The organism is Microbacterium sp. As-52, assembly GCF_049949185.1.
Classification (GTDB): domain Bacteria; phylum Actinomycetota; class Actinomycetes; order Actinomycetales; family Microbacteriaceae; genus Microbacterium; species Microbacterium maritypicum_A.
The window spans coordinates 3,464,378-3,486,251 of record NZ_CP188171.1 but is presented as its reverse complement, the minus strand read 5'-3'; the positions used below and the strand labels follow the sequence as shown (position 1 = coordinate 3,486,251).

Below are 21,874 nucleotides of genomic sequence, written 5' to 3'. Positions count from 1 at the left end.
GTCAGTACCTCACGCGGTTACGCGCGACGACCCTTGACGATCTTCTCCTGGTTGACGTCTTCCGCCTCGGCCGCAGCGTGCTCTTCGTGACCCGGGGCGCCGATGGCGTGTCCCTTGCCACCCTGGAACTCCAGGATGAAGGCATCCGTCTGCTTGTCGAGCTCGGCGACCGTGGCGTCGTCGAGGACGTTGGTGTCGCGGAGGGTCTCGAGGACCTGGGTGTTGCGACGAAGGTAGTCCAGGAGCTCGCGCTCGAAGCGCAGCACGTCGGAGACCTCGATCGTGTCGAGCTTGCCGTTGGTACCGGCCCAGATCGAGACGACCTGCTCCTCGACGGGGTACGGCGAGTACTGCGGCTGCTTGAGCAGCTCGGTCAGACGCGCACCACGGGAGAGCTGACGACGCGAAGCCGCGTCGAGGTCGGATGCGAACATCGCGAACGCCTCGAGGGAGCGGTACTGCGCGAGCTCCAGCTTCAACGTTCCGGAGACCTTCTTGATCGACTTGACCTGCGCGTCACCACCGACTCGCGAGACCGAGATACCCACGTCGACCGCAGGACGCTGGTTGGCGTTGAAGAGGTCGGACTGGAGGAAGATCTGGCCGTCGGTGATCGAGATCACGTTGGTCGGGATGTAGGCCGAGACGTCGTTCGCCTTGGTCTCGATGATCGGGAGACCCGTCATGGAACCGGCGCCGAGCTCGTCGGACAGCTTCGCGCAACGCTCGAGCAGACGCGAGTGCAGGTAGAAGACGTCACCCGGGTAGGCCTCACGGCCCGGCGGGCGGCGCAGGAGGAGGGAGACGGCACGGTAGGCCTCAGCCTGCTTCGACAGGTCGTCGAAGATGATGAGGACGTGCTTGCCGCCGTACATCCAGTGCTGACCGATGGCGGAACCCGTGTAGGGAGCCAGGTACTTGAAGCCGGCGGGGTCGGACGCCGGAGCCGCCACGATCGTGGTGTACTCCAGAGCGCCGGCCTCTTCGAGCGCGCCCTTCACCGAAGCGATGGTCGAGCCCTTCTGGCCGATGGCGACGTAGATGCAGCGGACCTGCTTGTTGACGTCGCCCGACTCCCAGTTCGCCTTCTGGTTGATGATCGTGTCGATCGCGATGGCCGTCTTGCCGGTCTGGCGGTCGCCGATGATCAGCTGACGCTGGCCACGGCCCACGGGGATCATCGCGTCGATGGCCTTGATGCCGGTCTGCATCGGCTCGTGCACCGACTTGCGCTGCATGACGCCGGGAGCCTGGAGCTCGAGGGCGCGGACGCTCTCGGTCTCGATGACACCGAGTCCGTCGATCGGGTTGCCGAGCGGGTCGACCACGCGGCCGAGGTAGCCGTCGCCGACCGGGACCGAGAGGACCTCGCCGGTGCGGGTGACTTCCTGACCGGCCTCGACGCCGGTGAACTCGCCGAGGACGACGACACCGATCTCGTGCTCGTTCAGGCTCTGTGCGAGACCCTTGGTGCCGTCGGCGAAGATGACGAGCTCGTTCGCCATGACGCCGGGCAGTCCCTCGACGTGCGCGATGCCGTCTGCGGCGTCGATGACGGTGCCGACCTCGGTCGCCCCGGCCCCGGAGGGCTCGTATGCTGCGGCGAAGTCCTTCAGCGCGTCACGGATGACGTCGGGGCTGATCGATAGTTCTGCCATTGTCTTCCCTTTGTATCTGGGTGCGCGGTTCCCCGCGCGAAGTCGTGTTAGCCCGCGAGCTTCTGGCGAAGGTCGGCGAGTCGTGCGGAGATGCTGCCGTCGATGACGTCATCGGCGATCTGCACGCGCAGGCCTCCGACGACGGCAGGGTCGATGACGACGTTGAGCGATACCTGGCCGTCGTAGCGACGCGAGAGCGAGTCGCTGAGACGGGCGCGCTGCGCGTCGCTGAGAGGGGCCGCGGTGTGCACCGTGGCGACCACTCGACCACGCTGGCTCGAGACGACGCTCATCGCCCGGTTCAGCAGCCGTCGGACCCGTCGCCCGCGCGGCTCGCGCACGAGCGACGTGATGATCAGCGTCGTCGCGGCGTTGGTGGAGCCTTCGGCCAGGAGGCGCTCGACGAGTGCACTCTTGGCGTCTTCTCCACCGACGCGGCTGCCCAGAGCGAGTTCGAGCTCGGGGTTCGCCGCGATCACCCGGGAGAATCCGAAGAGCTCCCCCTCGATGTCCGTGCCGGGCTCCGCGATCGCTGCGGCGCGGATCGCGAGCTCCTCGATACCGTCGACGAGCTCACCCGCGTGGGACCAGCGCTCGGCGACGGCGGTCTTCAAGACGCCCTGGGCGCCTGCGGAGAACCCGCCGAACACCGCGGCGACGACGTTCTGTCGTGCCGCGGCGGGTGCGGAAGGATCAGCAAGCGCGCCGCTCAGCTGGGACGACTCGCTCACGGCATGCGCGGCAGCGAACAGCTCCCGCGCGGTGTCGAGAGTGACGTCCTTCGCTGCGGCAAGCGTCTTGATGGATGCCGCGAGTGCCTGAGTGGTCGCGCTGCCCATTACTGAGCCGCCTTCTCGGATGCCTCGAGCTCGGCGAGGAAGCGATCGACGACAGCCGTCGCACGTGCGTCGTCGGAGAGCGTCTCGCCGACCACGCCACCGGCGAGGTCGAGAGCGAGCGATCCGACCTCGCTGCGCAGCGAGACGAGAGCGGTCTGACGCTCTGCTTCGATCTGCGTGTGCGCGGTGGCGGTGATGCGTGCGGCCTCGGCGGTCGCGGCGTCCTTCGCCTCGGCGACGATCTTCTTGCCGTCCTCGCGGGCGGCCTCGCGGATCTCGCCGGCCTCGGTACGCGCCTCGGCGAGCTGACGCGTGTACTCCTCGAGTGCCGCCTCCGCCTGCTTCTGCGCCTCGTCGGCCTTGGCGATGTTGCCCTCGATGGCGGCGGACCGCTCGTCGAGCATCTTCGTCAGCTTGGGAAGGGCGACCTTCCACACGACGATGAGGATGATGAGGAACCAGAGGCCCGACCAGATGATGTCGTACCACGCCGGGATGAGCGGGTTGTTGACCGCGCCCTCCTCTGCTGCGAGGTTCGTGACAAGAGCGTTCAGCATCCTGTCTCCTTCAGAAGTCGGTTCGGATTACGGGAAGGGGATGAATCCGACGGCGATGCCGACGAATGCAAGCGCCTCGGTGAAGGCGATACCGATCCACATGAGGACCTGGAGACGGCCGGCCAGCTCGGGCTGACGAGCGACGCCCTCGATGGTCTTGCCCACGACGATGCCCACACCGATGGCCGGGCCGATGGCTGCGAGGCCGTAGCCGATCACCGCGAGGTTGCCGTTGATGTCAGCGAGAACCGTAGTTGCGTCCACGGGGTTTTTCCTTTCGTTGGGTGGGAGGGCTGTTGCCCGCCCGCTCAGTGCTCTTCTGCGACCGCGAGCTGGATGTAGACCGCGGTGAGGACGGTGAAGACGTATGCCTGGAGGACGGCGACCAGAATCTCGAAGAGAGTGAAGGCGCCGCCGAAGGCGAGGGTTCCGATACCGAGAGCGGCCCAGCCGCCACCCGCGGTGAAGAAGAAGAACTGGGTCGCTGCAAAGCAGAGGACCAGGATCATGTGACCGACGACCAGGTTCATCAGCAGTCGCAGGGTGAGGGTCACCGGGCGGATGATGAAGGTCGAGATCAGCTCGATGGGCGTGACGATGAAGTACACGGGCCACGGCACACCGGAGGGGAAGAGCGAGTTCTTGAAGAAGTTCTTGGGGCTCTTCTTGATGCCGGCGTAGATGAAGGTGACGTAGCTGACCACCGCGAGCGTGAGCGGCACCGCGATGATCGCCGTACCCGGCATGTTCAGGAACGGGATGATGCCGGTGATGTTCATGAACAGAGTCATGAAGAAGATGGTCATCAGGATCGGGAGGAACCGGTCACCGTCCTTGCGACCGAGCAGGTCGTGGGCGATGCCGCCACGGACGAAGCCGAGGCCCATCTCGACGACGCTCTGGAAACGTCCGGGGACGACCTTCATGCGTCGGGTGCCGAGCCAGAGGATGAGGACCACGGCGATCACCGAGAGCAACTGGATCAGGTGGATCCGGTTCACCGGGATGGGTCCTACGTGGAAGAGGATCTCCGGAAAGAACTCATCGATCGAAGGGCCGTGGAACTCGCCGTCGGTGGCAAGTCGGGGGGTCAGGGTCGCAGCGATATTAAACAGCGCGGGCTCCAGCTTCGGGGCACCGGTCAGAACCGGGGCGACGATGGTCGGTGTGCTTCACAGCGCAAGCGCTCGCGGGCGAGCGGCGGGCACGTCTCAACACTATCAGAATCTGAGGGTCCCCTAAGACCGCTGGCCACCCTCGACCGGCCCGCCGTCGATGTGATTGGCCGCGCCGGGGGCACGTTCCTCGGGCACCTCGGTCGGCAGCGTGGTGTCGCTGACGTTCGGGAGCCGCATCTGGGTGAGCACGACGACGTCGATGACGAGCGACATGAGCACACCGGCGACGATCGAGAGGAAGAAGACCATCGGCTGCAGCCACGGCTGACCGGCGAGGAGGATCATCACGACAACGAAGAGGCCGAGCTTCAGCAGCCAGCCGCCCAGGACGATCGCGAAGAACAGCTGCACGTACAGCGGATCCCCGAACCAGCGGTTGGCGATCAGGATGCTGAGTCCGGTGATCCCGAGGAAGACGGCAGCCAGGACGACACCGAGCAGGCCACTGACGAGCCCCTCCCCCTGGGCGACGAGATAGCCGACTCCGCCCGCCACGATCGCGAGCACCGCGGTGGCGATCGCCGACCAGATCAGGGTCCGGCGCAGGATCGGCGTGCTGGAAACGGGGCTCGGGCTCATCAGGACTCCACGGGTGTCGGTTCGGGTTCGGCGCCCGCTGCGCTCTTCCTGCGGCGGGTGGGACTCAGCGTGACGACGAGGCAGGCGGCGATGCCCACGATGCCGAAGCCGACGCCCGGCAGATACTGGCCGGGCCAGTCCTCCCGGGCACCGACGTACATCAGGAGGACGGCGAGCGAGACGACGGCCGTCCAGGCATAGAAGATGAGCACGGCGTCGCGGTCGCGGTGACCGAGATCGAGCATGCGGTGATGCAGGTGCTTCCGGTCGGGCGAGAACGGCGAGCGACCGGCGCTCATCCGGCGGAGCACGGCGAGCCCGAAGTCGAGCAGCGGGAGCAGCACGACCAGCAGTGGCAGCAGGATGGGCAGGAACGCGCCGACCAGCTGGGAACGCCCGAGACGCTCGGGGTCGAGGGCGGACGGGTCCATCTGCCCGGTGATCGCGATCGCCGATGTGGCCATCAGCAGGCCGATCACCAGCGCCCCGGAATCGCCCATGAAGATCTTCGCCGGACTCCAGTTCAACGGCAGGAAGCCGAGGCAGGCGCCGATGAGCACCGCCGCGATGAAGGTCGAGAGGTTGAAGTAGCTGGACGCGCCCGAGTCGCGCGTGAAGATGTAGGAATAGGCGAAGAACACACCGTTCGAGATCAGGCACACGCCCGCGACGAGCCCGTCGAGCCCGTCGATGAAGTTCACCGCGTTCATCACGATGACGATCGCGAACATCGTGATGGTGATGCTCAGCCAGCTCGATACCACGATGAGGTCACCGAACGGCAACGAGAGGATCTGCAGGCCGCCGCCGACGGTGATGACGCCCGCCGCCAGGAACTGCGCGCCCAGCTTGATCATCCAGTCGATGTCCCACAGGTCGTCGACGACCCCGATGATCGCGATCAGCAGCGAGGCGCCGAGGATCGACCACATGGTCTGCGGGGGGATCCAGATGCTCTGGAAGAAGGGATTGATCGCGGAGAACCCGAACGCCGCGGCGATGGCGAGGAAGATCGCGACGCCGCCCAGACGGGGCTTGGGCGTGGTGTGCACGTCACGGTCGCGGATGGCGGGGTACAGCTTGAACCGGAGGCTCAGCTTCCACACCGCCCAGGTCAGTACGAACGTGATCGCGGCGGTGAGGATGATCGTGAAGAGATACTGCTTCACGAATCCCCGTCCTGGTCCGGTGCATGCTGGTGGTGATGCTCGTGCTCGGCATCGTCCTCGGGCTCGAGGAGATCTCCGAGCACCTCCTGCAGCTGCTCCCGTGTCACGGCGCCGTCGCGGAGGATGCGCACGCCTCCCGTCTCGGAGTCCGCACCGCGGCGGACCAACGAGGTCGCATCGACGATGGTCGACGCGATGCCGTTCTTGCTCAGTCCGTCCGCCAGGTAGACCGCGACGCTGTCACCCAGCATCTTCTCGGCGTCGTACGCGGAGATGGCGGCGGCCTCCCCCGTGAGGTTCGCGCTGGAGACGGCCAGTGGACCGGTCTCCGCGAGCAGTTCGAGTGCGACCCGCCCCTCCGGCATGCGGACGGCGACGGTGCCGAGCGTCTCACCGAGGTCCCAGACCAGCGACGGCTGCGCGGGCAGCACGATCGTGAGCCCACCGGGCCAGAACGCCTCGACCAGCCGCTCCACCGGTTCGGGAACCGATTCGGCGAGGGCGGCGAGTGTCTCCTTCGTGCCGATCAGCACGGGCGGCGGCTGGTCGCGGCCCCGCCCCTTCGCGTCGAGGAGCCGCTGGACAGCGGCCGGCGAGAAGGCATCGGCGCCGACGCCGTACACCGTGTCTGTGGGGATGACGATGAGGTCGCCACGGCCGATCGCCTGGCGCGCATGACGCATTCCGGCGAGGAGCTGCGACTCGTCGCTGCAGTCGAAGATGGTTGACATGACGGTTCGATTCTATGCGGCGCGGCCGGTGAGCACGCTCCGAGGTTGCTGATCAGGGTCGGAGTGCGGTGGTGGTGCGATCGCGCAGTGTCAGGTCGCGATGTGTCGCCGCCGCGCGCCAGCCGTCGAGGGTGAGGATCTCCCTGATCGGTTCGCCCTGCAGTTCGCCGTGCTCGATGACCAGCAGGCCCCCGGGACGAAGCAATCGCAGCGCCCGCGAGCTGAGCACGCGCACGATGTCGAGCCCGTCCTCTCCCCCGTACAACGCCATCGCCGGGTCGAAGAGTCGCACCTCCGGATCGCGCGGGATCGCGGCGTCGGGCACGTACGGCGGGTTCGAGATGACCACGGACGCCGTGCCCTCGAGTTCCGGGAACGCCTCGCCCAGGTCGGACAGGACGAGTGTCAGGTTGTCGATCCCTGCGACGTTTCGACGCGCCCAGGCGTGGGCGTCCGCGGAGAGCTCGGCCGCGAAGATGCGGGCGTGCGGCACCTCGGTGGCCATCGCGAGGGCGATCGCGCCGCTGCCGGTTCCGAGATCGATCCCGATCGGTGCGGGCTCCGCCGAGTTCAACAGGGCGTCGATGGCGTACTGGACGACGGTCTCGGTCTCCGGACGCGGCACGAAGACGCCGGGACCGACCGCGAGCTCGAGGTGACGGAACGGCGCGGTACCGGTGATGTGCTGCAGCGGCTCACGGCCAGCCCGACGCGTGATGAGGATGTCGAGAGCCGCTGCCGTCTCGTCGTCGACGTCGTCTCCGCGAACGATCGCCGCCTGCACCTCGCCGCGCCGACGGCCGAGCACGTGACCGGCGAGGAGCTCGGCGTCGACCAGCGGATCGGGGACCCCGACGTCGGCGAGACGCTGGGCAGCCGTGCGGACCACGGCGGCGAGGGAGGTGTCGGACATGTCTTCCAGCGTAGAGCGCGCGCTGACGTCACAAAGCCTCGCCCATAGGGACGCTCCCCTAGGCTGGTGCGGCAGCGACCCCCGCACAGGAAGGCTCACCATGCCCGGTATCCACTCCGACATCACGACCGCTTTCGGCAACACCCCGCTCGTCCGGCTGAACAGGGTGACCGAGGGACTGGGCGCCACCGTCCTCGCCAAGCTCGAGTACTACAACCCCGCGTCGAGCGTGAAGGATCGGATCGGCATCGCCATGATCAACGCCGCCGAGGCATCGGGCGAGCTGAAGCCGGGCGGCACGATCGTCGAGTCGACCAGCGGCAACACCGGCATCGCCCTCGCGATGGTGGGTGCCGCGCGGGGCTACCGGGTGATCCTCACGATGCCTGCGTCCATGTCGAAGGAGCGCCGGGTCCTGCTCAAGGCGTTCGGCGCGGAGATCGTGCTCACCGATCCCACCAAGGGCATGAGCGGTGCGATCGAGGAGACCAAGCGCATCGTCGCCGAGACTCCCGGCGCGATCTGGATCCGGCAGTTCGAGAACGCCGCGAACCCCCAGATCCACCGCGAGACCACGGCGCAGGAGATCCTGCGCGACACCGACGGCGCCGTCGACATCCTCGTCGCGGGCGTCGGTACCGGTGGGACCGTCACCGGAACGGGCCAGGCGCTCAAGGCCGCCAAGCCCGGCGTCCAGGTGATCGCCGTCGAGCCCAAGGACTCCCCCGTGCTGACCGAGGGACGCCCCGGCCCCCACAAGATCCAGGGGATCGGCCCGAACTTCGTCCCCGACGTGCTCGACCGCGACGTGCTCGACGAGATCCTCACGGCGGAGTTCGACGAGTCCATCCGCGTCGCGCGTGAGCTCGCGGCCAAGGAGGGTCTCCTCGTCGGCATGTCGTCGGGTGCTGCCGTCGCCGCGGCGCTCAAGCTCGCCGCCCGTCCGGAGAACGCTGGCAAGACGATCGTCGTCGTGATCCCGGACACCGGTGAGCGCTATCTCTCCACCGCGCTGTTCGAGGACCTGCGCGAAGACTGAGGCTGTCGATGGGCATTTTCGGGCGGATGCGCGAGGACATCGCAGCAGCGCGCCTCCGCGATCCAGCCGCGCGCAGCGCCGTCGAAGTCGCTCTGCTGTACCCCGGCCTGCATGCCATCTGGGCGCACCGCGTCTCGCACGCGCTCTGGCGGCGACGGCTGCGCCTGCTCGCGCGCGCCGGTTCGCAGGTCTCGCGCTGGCTCACCGGGATCGAGATCCACCCCGGTGCGAGGATCGGCCGGCGTTTCTTCATCGATCACGGAATGGGCGTCGTGATCGGGGAGACCGCTGTGGTGGGCGATGACGTGATGCTCTACCACGGCGTCACCCTCGGCGGACGTACGCGGACATCGGGCAAGCGTCACCCCACGCTCGGAGACGGCGTCGCCGTGGGCGCCGGTGCCAAGATCCTGGGGCCCGTCACGATCGGCGCGGGATCCGTGGTCGGGGCGAATGCCGTCGTCACACGCGATGCCCCGGCTGACAGCGTGCTCGTCGGGGTGCCGGCGAAGCCGCGCCACCGCACGCTCGGAGAAGACACCAGGGCGCTCCTCACCGCTCCCGACCACTACGCGATCTGAACCCGGTGCCGCGTGGGCCCGTCAGCGGCGTGCGGACTTCACGGACTCGACCTTCTTGCGCAGGAAGATGAGAGGGAGCACTACGCTGCCCACCGCGGTGATCAGCCACACGATGACCGAACCGAGCAGCCAGCCGGTGAGGTCCGTGATGCGGAGCCCGCCGATGGGGAGCAGGACGACGACGATGAGGGAGATCAGCGTCGAGAAGATCCCGATGCCTCCCATCAGCACCGGCGCGTAGCGATTGGCGACCTTGGCGACCCACGGCGCGAGCACGCTCTGCAGGATCGCGAAGATCAGGATGCAGATGACGAAGCCCCACCACTTGTCCCATTCGATCTCGAAGCCGTCGAGCAGGAGGTCGGCGGCGATCAGGCCGAGACCGGCCGACACCACGTAGAGCAGGCCGCGGAAGAGGAATGTGATCACGCGCCGAGCATAGCGCTCCGCACGCCGGCCGACGGGGAACGCGGCATCCGCGCTCCCCGTCGGCGGGTCGTCACTGCGCCACGAAGAACGGGACGGCGCCGGTCAGGATGCCGACACCGAGCATGACCAGCGAGACGATCGTCGCACGCCACAGCACCTTGCGGTGGTGATCGCCGAGGTTGACGCTCGCCAGCGACACGAGCAGCAGGATCGCCGGCACGAGCGGGCTCTGCAGGTGCACGGGCTGCCCCGTGATGGACGCCCTCGCCATCTCGACAGGATCGATGCCGAAGTTCGCCGCGCTCTGGGCGAGCACCGGGAGGATGCCGAAGTAGAACGCATCGTTCGACATGAAGAACGTGAACGGGATCGAGAGGACGCCGGTGATCGGCGCCAGGAACGGTCCGAGGGCCGGCGGCAGCACGTTCGTGATCCAGGTGGCCATCGCATCGACCATCCCGGTGCCGGTGAGCACGCCGACCAGGACCCCGGCCGCGATGACCATGGAGACGACCCCCACGATGCTCGGAGCGTGCGCCACGATCTCCGACGCCTGTTCCTTGATGCCGCGGAAGTTGATGACGAGGGCCAGCCCGGCACCCACCATGAACACGTACGGCAGCGGCAGGATGTCGAGCACCAGCAGCACCATCACCGCGACGGTGAGCACCAGGTTGAACCAGATGAGCTTCGGCCGGAGGGTGGGGCGTGCAGGATCCAGCATCGTGTCGGCCATGGCCGTATCGGCGGGATCGACGTTCGCGGCCGAGACAGGGGCGTGTCCACCGGCGACGACCACCAGGTTCCCGGTGCGCAGCGACGCACGTGCACCCGGCTTCGGCTCGGCTCCGCGGAAGATCTTCGGCACCGTCGAGAGCGATCCCCCGTCGGCCCCGACCAGCAGCCCCTCGGAGTCCAGCCGTCCGAGTCGACGGCGTTCCTGCAGCCCCAGGATCCACGCGAAGCCGAGCGTCACGACGATCCCGGCGCCCAGCGCGGGAAGCATCGGGACGAAGATGTCGGTCGGCTGCAGTCCCAGAGCGGTCGCCGCCCGGACCGTGGGCCCTCCCCACGGCACGATGTTCAGGGTGCCGTTCATGAGTCCGGCGACGCACGTCAGCACGACCGGGCTCATCCCCAGTCGGAGGTATATCGGCAGCATCGCCGAGGTCGTGATGATGAAGGTCGTCGAGCCGTCGCCGTCGAGGGACACCGCACCGGCGAGGATCGCGGTGCCGAGCACCACCTTGGCGGGATCGTCTCCGAGCAGGCGGGTGATCAGCCGGATGAGGGGATCGAAGAGCCCCACGTCGATCATGATGCCGAAGAACATGATCGCGAACATGAGCAGCGCCGCGGTCGGGGCCATCGCGCCGATCGCGTCGAGGATCATGTCGCCGAGGCCGAGGCCCGCTCCCGCGAAGAGTCCGAACGCGGTCGGTACGAGGATCAGGGCCACCATGGGTGTGAGGCGCTTGGCCATGATGAGCGTCATGAACGCGAGCACCATGGTGAATCCGAGGAGCACCAGCACCCACTCGGGCGGCACGAACGCCACGTCGTAGGTCGGCGCCTCTTCGGCGGCCGCGAACAGGCCGGTGAGTGCGTCTGGCATGCGTTGACTCCTTCGTCGTGGCTCCGTCATCGGCGACGGATCCCGTCGAGACTAGGCAATCGACGACGTCCGGGTGCGGTATCCCGCATTCCCTGACGTTGTGCGCGTAGCGTGGGTTCTGCGCATATTGCGCGGCAGGAGCGGAGGAGAAGCACGGTGCCGAGGACGATGTCGACCAGACCGCGGTTCGCCACGCGCGCCCTGCTGCTCCAGCTCGCCACGGTGACCCTCGTCGTCGCCCTCTGCACGGGCGTGTATCTGCTGCTCACCGTGCAGCAGTTGCGCGCAGAGGCCGAGTCGACCGCGATGGGCATCGCCCGCACCCTCGCCGAGGACCCGCAGGTGCGTGCAGAGGTCACGCGCATCTCCCTCTCGGAGGGCACTCCCGACGCGGCGGAGCTGCGCGACGGCGACCTGCAGCGCATCGCCTCCGACGTGACGAGCCGCACCGGAGCGCTGTTCGTCGTGCTCACCGATGACAACGGCATCCGACTCGCGCACCCCACTCCCTCGCGCATAGGCGAAGAGGTCAGCACTCCCTACGAGGAGGTGCTCGCTGGCGCGGAGGTGGTCGACTGGCAGACGGGCACACTCGGCGAATCCGCACGGGCGAAAGTCCCCGTCCGCGACGACGCCGGCACGCCGGTGGGCGAGGTCAGCGTGGGGTTCGAGCGTGCCGGGGTGTTCGATGATCTCCCTCCCCTGCTGACGGTGATCGGAGTCACGGCGGCGGGCGCGCTCGCCCTGGCCGGCCTAGCATTCCTGCTGCTCCGCCGGCGCTGGGAGCGTCTGACCTTCGGAGTCCAGCCGGAAGAACTCGTGGCACTCGTCCAGAACCAGACGGCGGTGCTGGACGGCGTGGTCGACGGCGTCGTCGCCGTCGACCCCCGAGGAGTGGTGCGCGTGAGCAATGCCGCCGCCGATAGCCTGCTGGGGCTCGACGATCCCATCGGAAGGCCCATCGAGGAACTCGGCCTGGCGACAGCCGTCCTCGAGGCGGCGACAGGCGCACGCACCCGTTCCCGTGCCATCGTCGGCGACCGGATGCTCTACCTCGACTCGCGCCCCGTGGTGCGCGACGGCCACGCGCTCGGCGACGTGCTGATCGTGCGTGATCGCACGGATCTGGTCGCCCTGGCCGAGCGCCTGGAGACCGTCAGGACGATGACGGCGGCGTTGCGCGTACAGCGGCACGAGTTCGCCAACCGCATGCATGTGGCGGCCGGGCTCATCGACGCCGATCGGGTGCGAGAGGCGCGCACGTTCCTCGGCGAACTCGTGGAGCGGGGTCCGGTGGTGTTCCCCGTCGAGGGATTGGAACTCCTCGGTGATCCCTTCCTGCACTCGTTCCTCGGCGCCAAGGGCGTCGAGGCCGGGGAGCGCGGGGTGGCCCTTCGGATCGCGGACGACACCCAGCTGCTCGGGACCGTCCGCGAGGCGGAAGACGTCGCCGCCGTGCTCGGCAACCTCATCGACAACGCCGTCGCCGCCGCCGTCGCAGGCGAGCGGAGACCACGCTGGGTCGAGGTCGCCGTGCTGGACGACGGCGACGCCCTCGTGTTCACCGTCTCCGATTCGGGGTCCGGCCTCGGGGGCAGCGACCCGTGGGCGCCGCCGTCGCGGGAGCAGGATGCCGCCGGAGACGTGCACGGGCACGGGATCGGGCTGCCCCTCTCGACGGAGATCGCCCGTCGGAGCGGTGGAGACCTCTGGGTGATCGATCCGGGCGGGCCCGACAGCGGCGCGGTGTTCGCCGCGCGCATCGGCGGAGCCATCGACAGAGCCCGCCACGGTGAGAAGGAGAACACATGACCGAGCCTCTGTGCGTGCTCATCCTCGACGACGACTTCCGAGTGGCCCAGCTGCATCAGGGCATCGTCGAGGAGCACCCCGGCTGCACCGTCACCGAGACCGTCCGCTCCCTCGCAGAGGCACGCGACAGCATCCGCTCGTCGCGCCCTGACCTCCTCGTCGCCGACGTCTTCCTCCCTGACGGCGACGGCATCGCGCTCGTGCGGGAGTCCGGGGTCGACGCCATCCTCATCTCCGCGGCCGACGACGCGTCCACCGTGCGCAGGGCGCTCCGGTCGGGGGCCGTGGGCTACCTCGTCAAGCCGTTCGAGCGACGAGCGCTGTCGAGCCTCCTCGACCGCTACATCCGCTATCGGAACCTCCTCAGCGGTGATCGTGCGCTGCGCCAGGAAGACATCGATCGCGCCGCGGCGATCCTGCACGGTGCAGGTGAGTCGGTGTCGATCTCGCGCTCGGCGACGGAGCAGCTCGTGCTCGCGGCACTCGGCGACGGCGAAGCCTCAGCCGCCGAGATCGGCGAACGCGTCGGGATCTCCCGCGCGACCGCACAACGGCATCTGGCGGCGCTGGCCGCCAGGACCGTCGTCGAGGTTCGACTCAACTACGGCACGACGGGACGTCCCGAGCATCGGTACATCGCACGGACCTGATGCGGGGCGCGTGCCCCTCGCTCAGGACTCGGAGCCGACCGCGGCGAGCCGGGCTTCCTCGTCGGCGGTGATGGCGCTCTCGATCAGCGGATCGAGCGCGCCGTCCATCACCTGATCGAGGTTGTACGCCTTGAACCCGGTGCGATGATCCGCGATGCGGTTCTCGGGGAAGTTGTAGGTGCGGATGCGCTCCGAGCGGTCCATGCCCCGGATCTGCGATCTGCGGGCGTCGGAAGCCGCGGCGTCGAGTTCCTCCTGCTGTCGCGCGAGCAGCCGGGCGCGCAGCACACGCATGCCGGCCTCGCGGTTCTGCAGCTGGGATTTCTCGTTCTGCATCGAGACGACGATGCCGGTCGGCACGTGGGTGATGCGCACGGCGGAGTCCGTCGTGTTCACGGACTGACCGCCAGGACCGGACGACCGGAAGACGTCGATCTTCAGGTCGTTCTGGTCGATGTGGATCTCCTCCGGCTCATCGACCTCCGGGAACACCAGCACACCGGTGGTGGAGGTGTGGATGCGTCCCTGCGACTCCGTCGCCGGTACACGCTGCACGCGATGAACTCCGCCCTCGTACTTCAGGTGCGCCCAGACGCCCTGTGCGGGATCGGAGGACGAGCCCTTGATCGCGACCTGGACGTCCTTGTAGCCGCCGAGGTCGGATTCATTGCGCTCGAGCAGCTCGGTCTTCCAGCCCTTGGAGGCCGCGTACTGGATGTACATGCGCAGCAGGTCGGCGGCGAACAGCGCGGATTCCGCGCCGCCCTCCCCCGCCTTGATCTCCATGATCACGTCGCGGGCGTCGTCCGGGTCGCGCGGGATCAGCAGACGTCGGAGGCGCTCCTGCGAGAGCTGAAGCTCCTCCTCCATCGCCGGGATCTCCGCCGCGATGGACTCGTCCTCGCGGGCGAACTCGCGAGCGGTCTCCAGGTCGTCGGTCGCAGCGACCCACGCCTCGTACGCGGCGACGATGCGCGACAGCTCGGCGTAGCGGCGGTTGACGCGCTTGGCCCGGGCGGCGTCGGCGTGCACCGCCGGGTCGGAGAGCTCCTCCTGCACCCGGCGATGCTCGTCGATCAGAGTCTGGACGGACTCGAACACGGCTCAGCCGCTCAGCGGATGTTGTTGTCGTGCCCGTGCGCACCGGAGGGGAGCGTCGGGATCGACTTCTGCATCTGCACGAGGAACTCGACGTTCGAGTTGGTCTCCTTGAGCTTGCCGAGCACGACCTCGAGGGCCTGCTGCTGGTCGAGGCCGGCGAGGGCGCGACGCAGCTTCCAGGTGATCTTGACCTCGTCGGCCGAGAGCAGCATCTCCTCGCGACGAGTGCTCGACGCGTTCACGTCGACCGCCGGGAAGATGCGCTTGTCGGCCAGCTGGCGGGACAGACGCAGCTCGCTGTTGCCGGTGCCCTTGAACTCCTCGAAGATGACCTCGTCCATCTTGGAGCCGGTCTCGACCAGCGCCGTGGCGAGGATCGTGAGGGATCCGCCGTTCTCGATGTTCCGCGCAGCGCCGAAGAAGCGCTTGGGCGGGTACAGCGCCGACGCGTCGACACCACCGCTGAGCACACGACCCGATGCCGGGGCCGCCAGATTGTAGGCCCGGCCGAGGCGGGTGATCGAGTCGAGCAGCACCACGACGTCGCGGCCGAGCTCGACCAGGCGCTTCGCGCGTTCGATCGCGAGTTCGGCGACGGTCGTGTGGTCTTCGGCCGGACGGTCGAACGTCGAGGCGATGACCTCGCCCTTGACCGAGCGCTCCATGTCGGTGACCTCTTCGGGGCGCTCGTCGACGAGCACGACCATGAGGTGGACCTCAGGGTTGTTCTGCGCGATCGCGTTCGCGATCTGCTGCAGGACGATGGTCTTTCCGGCCTTGGGCGGCGCGACGATCAGGCCACGCTGGCCCTTGCCGACCGGGGCGACCAGGTCGATGATGCGCTGGGTCAGCTTCTCCGGAGCCGTCTCCATGCGCAGGCGCTCCTGCGGGTACAGCGGGGTGAGCTTGCCGAACTCCACGCGGGTGGCCGCGTCGTCGATCGAGAGGCCGTTGATCGAGTCGACCTTGACGAGGGCGTTGTACTTCTGGCGCCCCTGCTGCTCGCCCTCACGCGGCTGCTTGATCGAACCGACGACGGCGTCGCCCTTGCGCAGGTTGTACTTCTTCACCTGACCGAGCGACACGTACACGTCGCTCGGACCGGCGAGGTATCCGGTCGTACGGACGAACGCGTAGTTGTCGAGCACGTCGAGGATGCCGGCGATCGGGATCAGGACATCGTCCTCGCCGATCTCGGTGTCGAACTCGTCGGTCGGCACACCGCTGCGGCGCTTGTTGCGCTGACGGTTGCGGTTGTTGCCACCGGCCTGGTCGTCATCGGCAGCGGGCTGTGCCTGCTGCTCCTGCGCCGCGCCGTTCTGGCCACGTCCGCGGTTGCGGCTGCGGTTGCGGTTGCGACCGCGGCCACCCTGCTCCTCGCCACCGTCGGACGAGTCCGAGTCGCCGTTCTGCGAGTTCTCCGCGGGCGCGGCGTCGGAACCGGTTTCCGCCGTCGGCTCGGCAGCGGGCGCCTCGGCGTCGGCAGCGGGCTTCTGTGCTCCGCGGCGTCCGCGCCCGGTCGTCTTGGGTGCGGGCTCGGCCGGAGCCTCGGCCGTGGCAGTAGCTGCGGCATCGGCAGCAGGCGCTTCGGCGGCAGCGGTATCCGCGGCAGGAGCCTCGGCATCCGCCTTCTTCGCACGGCTGCGGCTCGGGCGCTTCGCCTTCGGCGCGGCTTCGGCGGCATCTGCGCCGGCGGATGCGGAATCGGCTGCAGCCGCTTCCGGCGCGGCATCCGTCTTCGCCGCCTTCTCGGCCTTCGCCGCCTCGGCCTTCTCGGCCTTGGCCGCAGCCGTCGCGGTGCTCGCACGACGCGGCGCGCGCTTGCGGGCAGGCGCGGACTCGGTCGTCGACTCCGCGGATGCCGCGGGTGCCTCGGCGGTGGGCGCCGACTGATCGTTCTGGGTCTCGGAGAGGTTCTCCACGAGTACTCCCTTATATGTCATGGGGAATGAGCGTTGAACGCACACAACGGGTGCTGCGCGCGATCGCACGGGCTGACGCTCGGCGCCAGCCAGCCTCGGCAGGCGGCTCTGGAATGAGCTCTGCCACAGGGGTTTGCGTGCGGGTCTTGCAAGAGATGCAATGGGGCCAGATTCACGCAGTTACGTGGAGCCCTCCGCTCGAGTCCCCACTGTACCACCACGGACGTCGACTGCGAGCAGGAGCGCCTCCCACGGGGTGTCGGTGACTCTATCGGCCAGCTCGACCGCATCCTGGCGGCTGCCGGGACCGTCGGCAAGCACGAGGACGCTCGGGCCGGCTCCGGAGACGACGGCCGCGAAGCCTGCGGCCCGCAGTGCCTGCACGAGACGCTGCGTCTCGGGCATGGCTCCGGCCCGGTAGTCCTGGTGCAGGCGGTCGGCGGTCGCGTCCAGGAGGAGTTCGGGGCTCTGCATCAGAGCGGCGATCAGCAACGCCGAGCGCGAGACGTTGAACACGGCATCGGCGGTGGACACCTGCGGGGGCTGCAGCGATCGCGCCTGCGACGTCGACATCGTGTACGCGGGGACGAGCACGAGAGGCGACACGCCGCGATGCACGAGCAGCTTCTTGTGCTGTGGTCCGCGCTCGGACATCCACGCGATCGTCAGCCCGCCGAACAGCGCCGGAGCCACGTTGTCGGGGTGGCCCTCCAGCTCGGTCGCGAGGCGGAGGAGGTCGGTGTCGCCGATCTCGACGTCGCCCGCGAGCAGCCCCTTCGCGGCGAGGACTCCCGCGGCGACGGCGGCTCCGGAGGACCCGAGGCCGCGACCGTGCGGCACGCCGTTCTCGGCGACGATCCGCAGCCCGGGTACCGGGCGGCCAGCGTCGGCGAAGACATACGCGATGGTGCGGACGATCAGGTTCGACCCGTCGCGGGGGATCTCGGTCGCGCCGGATCCTGTCACCTCGATCTCCAACTGCCCCGGGGGCAGGGCCGTCACCTCGAGGGTGTCGTAGATGCTGAGCGCCAGGCCCAGCGTGTCGAAGCCGGGGCCGAGGTTGGCGCTCGTCGCGGGAACCCGCACCTCGACGGTGCGCCCCGGGACCGCGTCACCCGCGGCCGGCGCGACGGCTGCTGCCATCGTCACTCGCCTTCCACCCGGAGCACCGAGACCACGCGGGCCACGACCTCGCTGTCGGCGAGAGCGTCGACGGTGGCGCTGAGTGCCTGCTCGGTCGCGCGATGCGTGCCGATGATCAGACGGGCGGTCGGTTCGTCCTCACCCTCGACGGTCTGCACCACGGTCGCGACCGAGACGTCGCCGTCGCTGAGGATGCTCGCGACGGTGGCCAGCACGCCGGGCGCATCCGCGACCTCGAGCGTGATCTGGTAACGGGTGGTGACGTGGCCGATCGGCACGACGGGAAGGTTGGCGCGAGTGGACTCCCCCACCCCGACCCCGCCGGCGATGTGGCGACGAGCGGCCGAGACGACGTCGCCGAGCACCGCGGACGCGGTCTGCACACCGCCGGCACCTGCACCGTAGAACATCAGCGAGCCGGCGGCCTCGGCCTCGACGAACACCGCGTTGTTCGCGCCGTGCACGGAGGCGAGCGGATGCGAGGTGGGCACCAGGGCCGGGTAGACCCGCACCGAAATGGACTCGGCGCCGTTCGCCTCGATGCGCTCGCAGACGGCGAGCAGCTTGATCACGAAGCCGGCGGCGCGAGCCTCTTCGATCATGGAGGCCGTGATCGAGGTGATGCCCTCGCGGTAGACGGCGTCGAGCGGGACCGCGGTGTGGAACGCGAGACTCGCGAGGATGGCGGCCTTCTGCGCGGCATCGTACCCCTCGACGTCGGCCGTGGGATCGGCCTCTGCGTAGCCCAGGCGCTGCGCATCGGCGAGCACGTCGGCGAAGTCGGCGCCCTCGGTGTCCATCCGGTCGAGGATGTAGTTCGTGGTGCCGTTCACGATGCCCATGATGCGCACCACACGGTCGCCGGCGAGCGAGTCGCGCAGCGGACGGATGATCGGGATCGCTCCCGCGGCCGCGGCCTCGTAGTACACGGAGGCGCCCACGCGGTCGGCCGCCTCGAAGAGTTCGGGCCCGTGCGTCGCCAGCAGCGCCTTGTTGGCTGTCACGACGTCGGCTCCGGATCCGATCGCCTGCAGGATGCTCGTGCGGGCCGGCTCGATTCCGCCGATGAGCTCGATCACGATGTCGGCACCCAGGATCAGCGACTCGGCGTCGGTGGTGAAGAGCTCCTTGGGCAGGTCGACGTCACGGGGAGCGTCGACGTCGCGCACGGCGATGCCGGCGAGCTTCAGTTCGGCGCCGGCACGGTCGGCGAGCTCGTCGCCGTGTCGCAGCAGGAGTGCCGCCACCTGAGAGCCGACCGCTCCGGCACCCAGCAGCGCCACGCGAAGTCGTCGGTAGTCAGTCATGGTTACTCCTTCGGAGGTGGGTCATTGGTCTCCCTCGGGGGCGCTCGCCCCGTCGATGCCCGCGTCGCGGGCCAGCACGTCGTCGATGGTCTCGCCGCGGACGATGACCGTCGAACGTCCACCGCGCACGGCGACGACCGGCGGACGCGGCACATGGTTGTAGTTGCTCGCGAGCGAGACGCAGTACGCGCCGGTCGCCGGAACCGCGAGCAGATCGCCCGGCACGAGGTCTTCGGGCAGGTACTCGTGGTCGACGACGATGTCGCCGGACTCGCAGTGCTTGCCGACCACACGGCTGAGACGGGGCTCGCCCTCGCCCACGCGGGAGGCGAGCCGTGCGGAGTACTGGGCCCCGTACAGAGCGGGACGCGCGTTGTCGCTCATGCCGCCGTCGACGCTGATGTAGCGGCGTACGGCTCCGGAATCGATCGTGACGTCCTTGGTCGTGCCGACCTCGTAGATCGTGACGCCCGCCGTGCCGACGATGGCACGGCCCGGCTCGAACGAGAGCGCGGGGACGGGGATGCCCCGAGCCGCGCAGTCCTCGGCGACGGCGGTGATGATCGCGCCTGCGAGTTCCTCGATGGGCGTCGGGTCGTCGACGCGCGTGTAGGCGATGCCGAAGCCGCCGCCGAGGTTGAGCTGCGGCACGGGGCCGCCCTCGAGCAGCGCCGCATGCAGGTCGAGCACGCGGGACGCCGATTCGCGGAACCCGGCGACGCCGAAGATCTGCGATCCGATGTGGCAGTGCAGACCGGCGAAGACCAGGCCGGGGATCTCACGGATGCGCGCGACAGCCTTCTCCGCATCCGGGAGCGGGAAGCCGAATTTCTGGTCCTCGTGAGCGGTCGCGAGGAAATCATGGGTCTCGGCATGGACCCCGCTGATCACGCGCACCAGCACACGCTGTGTGGCTCCGGTGCGAGCGGTGATCGCCGCGAGGCGCTCGATCTCGACAGCGCTGTCGACGATGATCGTGCCGACGCCGACCTCGACGGCTCTCTCCAGCTCGGCGACCGACTTGTTGTTGCCGTGGAAGCCGATGGATGCCGGCACGACGCCGGCCGCGAGAGCCACCGCCAGCTCTCCCCCGGTGCACACGTCGACGCGAAGCCCCTCGTCGACCACCCACCGCGCGACCGTCGTGCAGAGGAACGCCTTGCCCGCGTAATAGACCTGAGCCGTGGTGCCGTTCTCGGCCGCCGCCTGGTCGAAGGCGAGCCGGAACCGCCGTGCACGCCCCCGCACCTCGTCTTCGTCGAGCACCAGCAGCGGGGTGCCGTAGGTGCGGGCGAGCGTGGTGGCGCTGACGCCCGCGATGTCGAGAACGCCGTCGGGATCGCGCACCGCGGAGGCGGGCCAGACGCCGTCGGCGAGGTCGTTCGCGTCTTCGGGGACGGCGAGCCATTCCGGAGCGAGCGAATCGGCAGGGAGAAGCACTGATCACCAATCGTGGGAAGGATCTCGGGCGGGGCACGCACATCGAGGCTGACCCGATTCTAGGGCACCGCCCGGTCGCCCTTGGTCAGGGTGACGCGCGGCGTCAAGCCCCTGCGGGCGACCGGCGTCGCCTCATAGTGTGGGGGCGTGACGAACAGCGAAACGAGATCAGACTCCCCCGCAGAGCCGGGACTCATCGCGCGCATCACCGGGCCGGTGATCGCCTGGGCTCTCGCGCGCCGACCGGTGCGCGCCGCGTTGCTCTACACCGAGCGTCGCGGACCGATGCTCGCCGACAGCGTCACGTACCGGGCGCTCTTCAGCGTGTTCGCCGGCGTGCTGCTGGGCTTCTCCATCGCGGCGCTGTGGCTCGCCGGGAATCCCGTGGCCTGGCAGGCGATCATCGGCTCCGTGCAGGCGGCGGTACCGGGGCTCATCGGCGAGGATGGCGTGATCAAGACCGAGGATCTGCGTGCGCCCGCCTCGCTGTCGATCGCCGGGATCATCTCCCTCGTCGCCCTCGTGGGGTCCGCGCTCGGCGCCATCGGCTCACTGCGCACGGCCGTGCGCGTGCTCGCCGGGACCGTGCAGGACGACATCCTCTGGATCTGGGTGATCCTGCGCAACCTCGCGCTCGCGCTCGGCATCGGTGTCGCGTTCGTCGCCTCGGCCTTCCTCACCTTCGCCGGCCAGCTCGGCGTCACATGGATCGCCGGAATGCTCGGCCTTCCCGAGGACTCACCCGTCGCGGCCTGGACGGTGCGCCTGGTGTCGCTCGTGGTCGTCTTCGCCCTGGACGCGGTGATCATCATCGGTGTGTTCCGCCTGCTGTCCGGAGTCCGCCCGTCGCCTCGATCGCTCTGGTCCGGTGCGCTGCTGGGCGCGCTGGGACTCCTGGCACTGCAGGAGCTGTCTGGCCTCTTCGTGGGTGGCGCCACGAGCAATCCGCTGCTGGCCTCGTTCGCCTCGCTGCTCGCGCTGCTGATCTGGCTGAACTTCTCCGCACAGGTGATGCTTTTCGCCTGCGCCTACATCGTGACTGCCGAAGAGGAGAAGTCCGATCGCGTGCACGCGAAGTTCGCGGCGACCACGTTTCCGCAGCGACGACTGCAGCGCGCGGAGGTCGACGTGCAGATCGCCACGGCCGAACTGCGAGCGGCGCAGAAGGCCGCGAGTCCTGACACCACTTCGTGACCGGGTGCTCTCGTTGT

21 protein-coding genes are annotated in these 21,874 nt (G+C 68.7%); 5 read left to right on the top strand and 16 right to left on the bottom strand.

Annotated features, from left to right (window positions below):
* Positions 1-17: 17 nt before the first annotated feature.
* From atpA to prmC, 9 genes are all read right to left on the bottom strand, one after another.
* Complete coding sequence (gene atpA / locus ACLFA2_RS16820) at positions 18-1,658, bottom strand: F0F1 ATP synthase subunit alpha (RefSeq protein WP_426621678.1); 1,641 nt, start codon at positions 1,656-1,658, stop codon at positions 18-20.
* A gap of 47 nt (positions 1,659-1,705) precedes the next feature.
* On the bottom strand, positions 1,706-2,497 hold the full coding sequence (locus ACLFA2_RS16815; protein WP_426621677.1) for a F0F1 ATP synthase subunit delta: 792 nt from the start codon (positions 2,495-2,497) through the stop codon (positions 1,706-1,708).
* Entirely contained in the window at positions 2,497-3,054 is a 558-nt protein-coding gene (locus ACLFA2_RS16810; RefSeq protein ID WP_021199374.1) for a F0F1 ATP synthase subunit B, read from the bottom strand. Before ACLFA2_RS16810 ends, ACLFA2_RS16815 begins: the two co-directional genes overlap by 1 nt.
* Before the next feature lie 27 nt (positions 3,055-3,081).
* Positions 3,082-3,318 (bottom strand): ATP synthase F0 subunit C, encoded by a 237-nt coding sequence (atpE, locus tag ACLFA2_RS16805; protein ID WP_021199373.1) that lies wholly within the window; start codon positions 3,316-3,318, stop codon positions 3,082-3,084.
* Between the two features lie 44 nt (positions 3,319-3,362).
* On the bottom strand, positions 3,363-4,160 hold the full coding sequence (gene atpB / locus ACLFA2_RS16800) for a F0F1 ATP synthase subunit A (RefSeq protein WP_036271459.1): 798 nt from the start codon (positions 4,158-4,160) through the stop codon (positions 3,363-3,365).
* A gap of 132 nt (positions 4,161-4,292) precedes the next feature.
* Positions 4,293-4,811 (bottom strand): hypothetical protein, encoded by a 519-nt coding sequence (locus tag ACLFA2_RS16795; RefSeq protein ID WP_426621676.1) that lies wholly within the window; start codon positions 4,809-4,811, stop codon positions 4,293-4,295.
* Entirely contained in the window at positions 4,811-5,980 is a 1,170-nt protein-coding gene (locus ACLFA2_RS16790; RefSeq protein ID WP_021199370.1) for an MraY family glycosyltransferase, read from the bottom strand. Before ACLFA2_RS16790 ends, ACLFA2_RS16795 begins: the two co-directional genes overlap by 1 nt.
* Complete coding sequence (locus ACLFA2_RS16785) at positions 5,977-6,711, bottom strand: L-threonylcarbamoyladenylate synthase (RefSeq protein WP_021199369.1); 735 nt, start codon at positions 6,709-6,711, stop codon at positions 5,977-5,979. The genes ACLFA2_RS16790 and ACLFA2_RS16785 overlap by 4 nt, the downstream gene beginning before the upstream one ends.
* A gap of 52 nt (positions 6,712-6,763) precedes the next feature.
* A complete protein-coding gene (gene prmC / locus ACLFA2_RS16780) occupies positions 6,764-7,624 on the bottom strand; it encodes a peptide chain release factor N(5)-glutamine methyltransferase (RefSeq protein WP_426621675.1) in 861 nt (286 codons plus the stop codon).
* Positions 7,625-7,724: 100 nt separating this feature from the next.
* Here prmC and cysK point away from each other — a divergent pair, with 100 nt between their 5' ends.
* Together cysK and epsC are read left to right on the top strand one after the other, a co-directional pair.
* The gene (gene cysK / locus ACLFA2_RS16775; RefSeq protein WP_426621674.1) at positions 7,725-8,663 is read left to right on the top strand and encodes a cysteine synthase A; all 939 of its coding nucleotides are present in this window, start codon (positions 7,725-7,727) and stop codon (positions 8,661-8,663) included.
* Positions 8,664-8,671: 8 nt separating this feature from the next.
* Entirely contained in the window at positions 8,672-9,244 is a 573-nt protein-coding gene (epsC, locus tag ACLFA2_RS16770; RefSeq protein ID WP_029258405.1) for a serine O-acetyltransferase EpsC, read from the top strand.
* A gap of 21 nt (positions 9,245-9,265) precedes the next feature.
* Here the strand turns inward: epsC and ACLFA2_RS16765 are convergent, their stop codons facing one another.
* Both ACLFA2_RS16765 and ACLFA2_RS16760 read right to left on the bottom strand, forming a co-directional pair.
* Positions 9,266-9,673, bottom strand: a complete 408-nt coding sequence (locus ACLFA2_RS16765; protein WP_031207104.1) for a phage holin family protein — start codon at positions 9,671-9,673, stop codon at positions 9,266-9,268.
* A gap of 70 nt (positions 9,674-9,743) precedes the next feature.
* Positions 9,744-11,288: a CitMHS family transporter gene (locus ACLFA2_RS16760; protein WP_426621673.1), complete on the bottom strand. Its 1,545-nt coding sequence runs from the start codon at positions 11,286-11,288 to the stop codon at positions 9,744-9,746.
* Between the two features lie 168 nt (positions 11,289-11,456).
* Here ACLFA2_RS16760 and ACLFA2_RS16755 point away from each other — a divergent pair, with 168 nt between their 5' ends.
* Together ACLFA2_RS16755 and ACLFA2_RS16750 are read left to right on the top strand one after the other, a co-directional pair.
* Positions 11,457-13,100 carry an ATP-binding protein gene (locus ACLFA2_RS16755; RefSeq protein ID WP_426621672.1) on the top strand — a complete coding sequence of 548 codons (1,644 nt, stop codon included), beginning with the start codon at positions 11,457-11,459 and terminating at the stop codon, positions 13,098-13,100.
* Entirely contained in the window at positions 13,097-13,750 is a 654-nt protein-coding gene (locus ACLFA2_RS16750; protein ID WP_426621671.1) for a response regulator, read from the top strand. Before ACLFA2_RS16755 ends, ACLFA2_RS16750 begins: the two co-directional genes overlap by 4 nt.
* 21 nt (positions 13,751-13,771) lie before the next feature.
* Here the strand turns inward: ACLFA2_RS16750 and prfA are convergent, their stop codons facing one another.
* The 5 genes from prfA to lysA all read right to left on the bottom strand — a co-directional run bounded on the left by prfA (position 13,772) and on the right by lysA (position 20,663).
* Positions 13,772-14,851 (bottom strand): peptide chain release factor 1, encoded by a 1,080-nt coding sequence (prfA, locus tag ACLFA2_RS16745; RefSeq protein WP_021199361.1) that lies wholly within the window; start codon positions 14,849-14,851, stop codon positions 13,772-13,774.
* Positions 14,852-14,862: 11 nt separating this feature from the next.
* Positions 14,863-16,773 carry a transcription termination factor Rho gene (rho, locus tag ACLFA2_RS16740; protein WP_029266458.1) on the bottom strand — a complete coding sequence of 637 codons (1,911 nt, stop codon included), beginning with the start codon at positions 16,771-16,773 and terminating at the stop codon, positions 14,863-14,865.
* Positions 16,774-16,953: 180 nt separating this feature from the next.
* Positions 16,954-17,916: a homoserine kinase gene (gene thrB / locus ACLFA2_RS16735; protein WP_426621670.1), complete on the bottom strand. Its 963-nt coding sequence runs from the start codon at positions 17,914-17,916 to the stop codon at positions 16,954-16,956.
* Between the two features lie 2 nt (positions 17,917-17,918).
* Positions 17,919-19,223 carry a homoserine dehydrogenase gene (locus ACLFA2_RS16730; protein ID WP_426621669.1) on the bottom strand — a complete coding sequence of 435 codons (1,305 nt, stop codon included), beginning with the start codon at positions 19,221-19,223 and terminating at the stop codon, positions 17,919-17,921.
* A 21-nt stretch (positions 19,224-19,244) separates the two neighbouring features.
* Positions 19,245-20,663 carry a diaminopimelate decarboxylase gene (gene lysA / locus ACLFA2_RS16725; protein WP_426621668.1) on the bottom strand — a complete coding sequence of 473 codons (1,419 nt, stop codon included), beginning with the start codon at positions 20,661-20,663 and terminating at the stop codon, positions 19,245-19,247.
* Positions 20,664-20,810: 147 nt separating this feature from the next.
* Here lysA and ACLFA2_RS16720 point away from each other — a divergent pair, with 147 nt between their 5' ends.
* A complete protein-coding gene (locus ACLFA2_RS16720; protein WP_426621667.1) occupies positions 20,811-21,857 on the top strand; it encodes a YihY/virulence factor BrkB family protein in 1,047 nt (348 codons plus the stop codon).
* Positions 21,858-21,874: the final 17 nt, after the last annotated feature.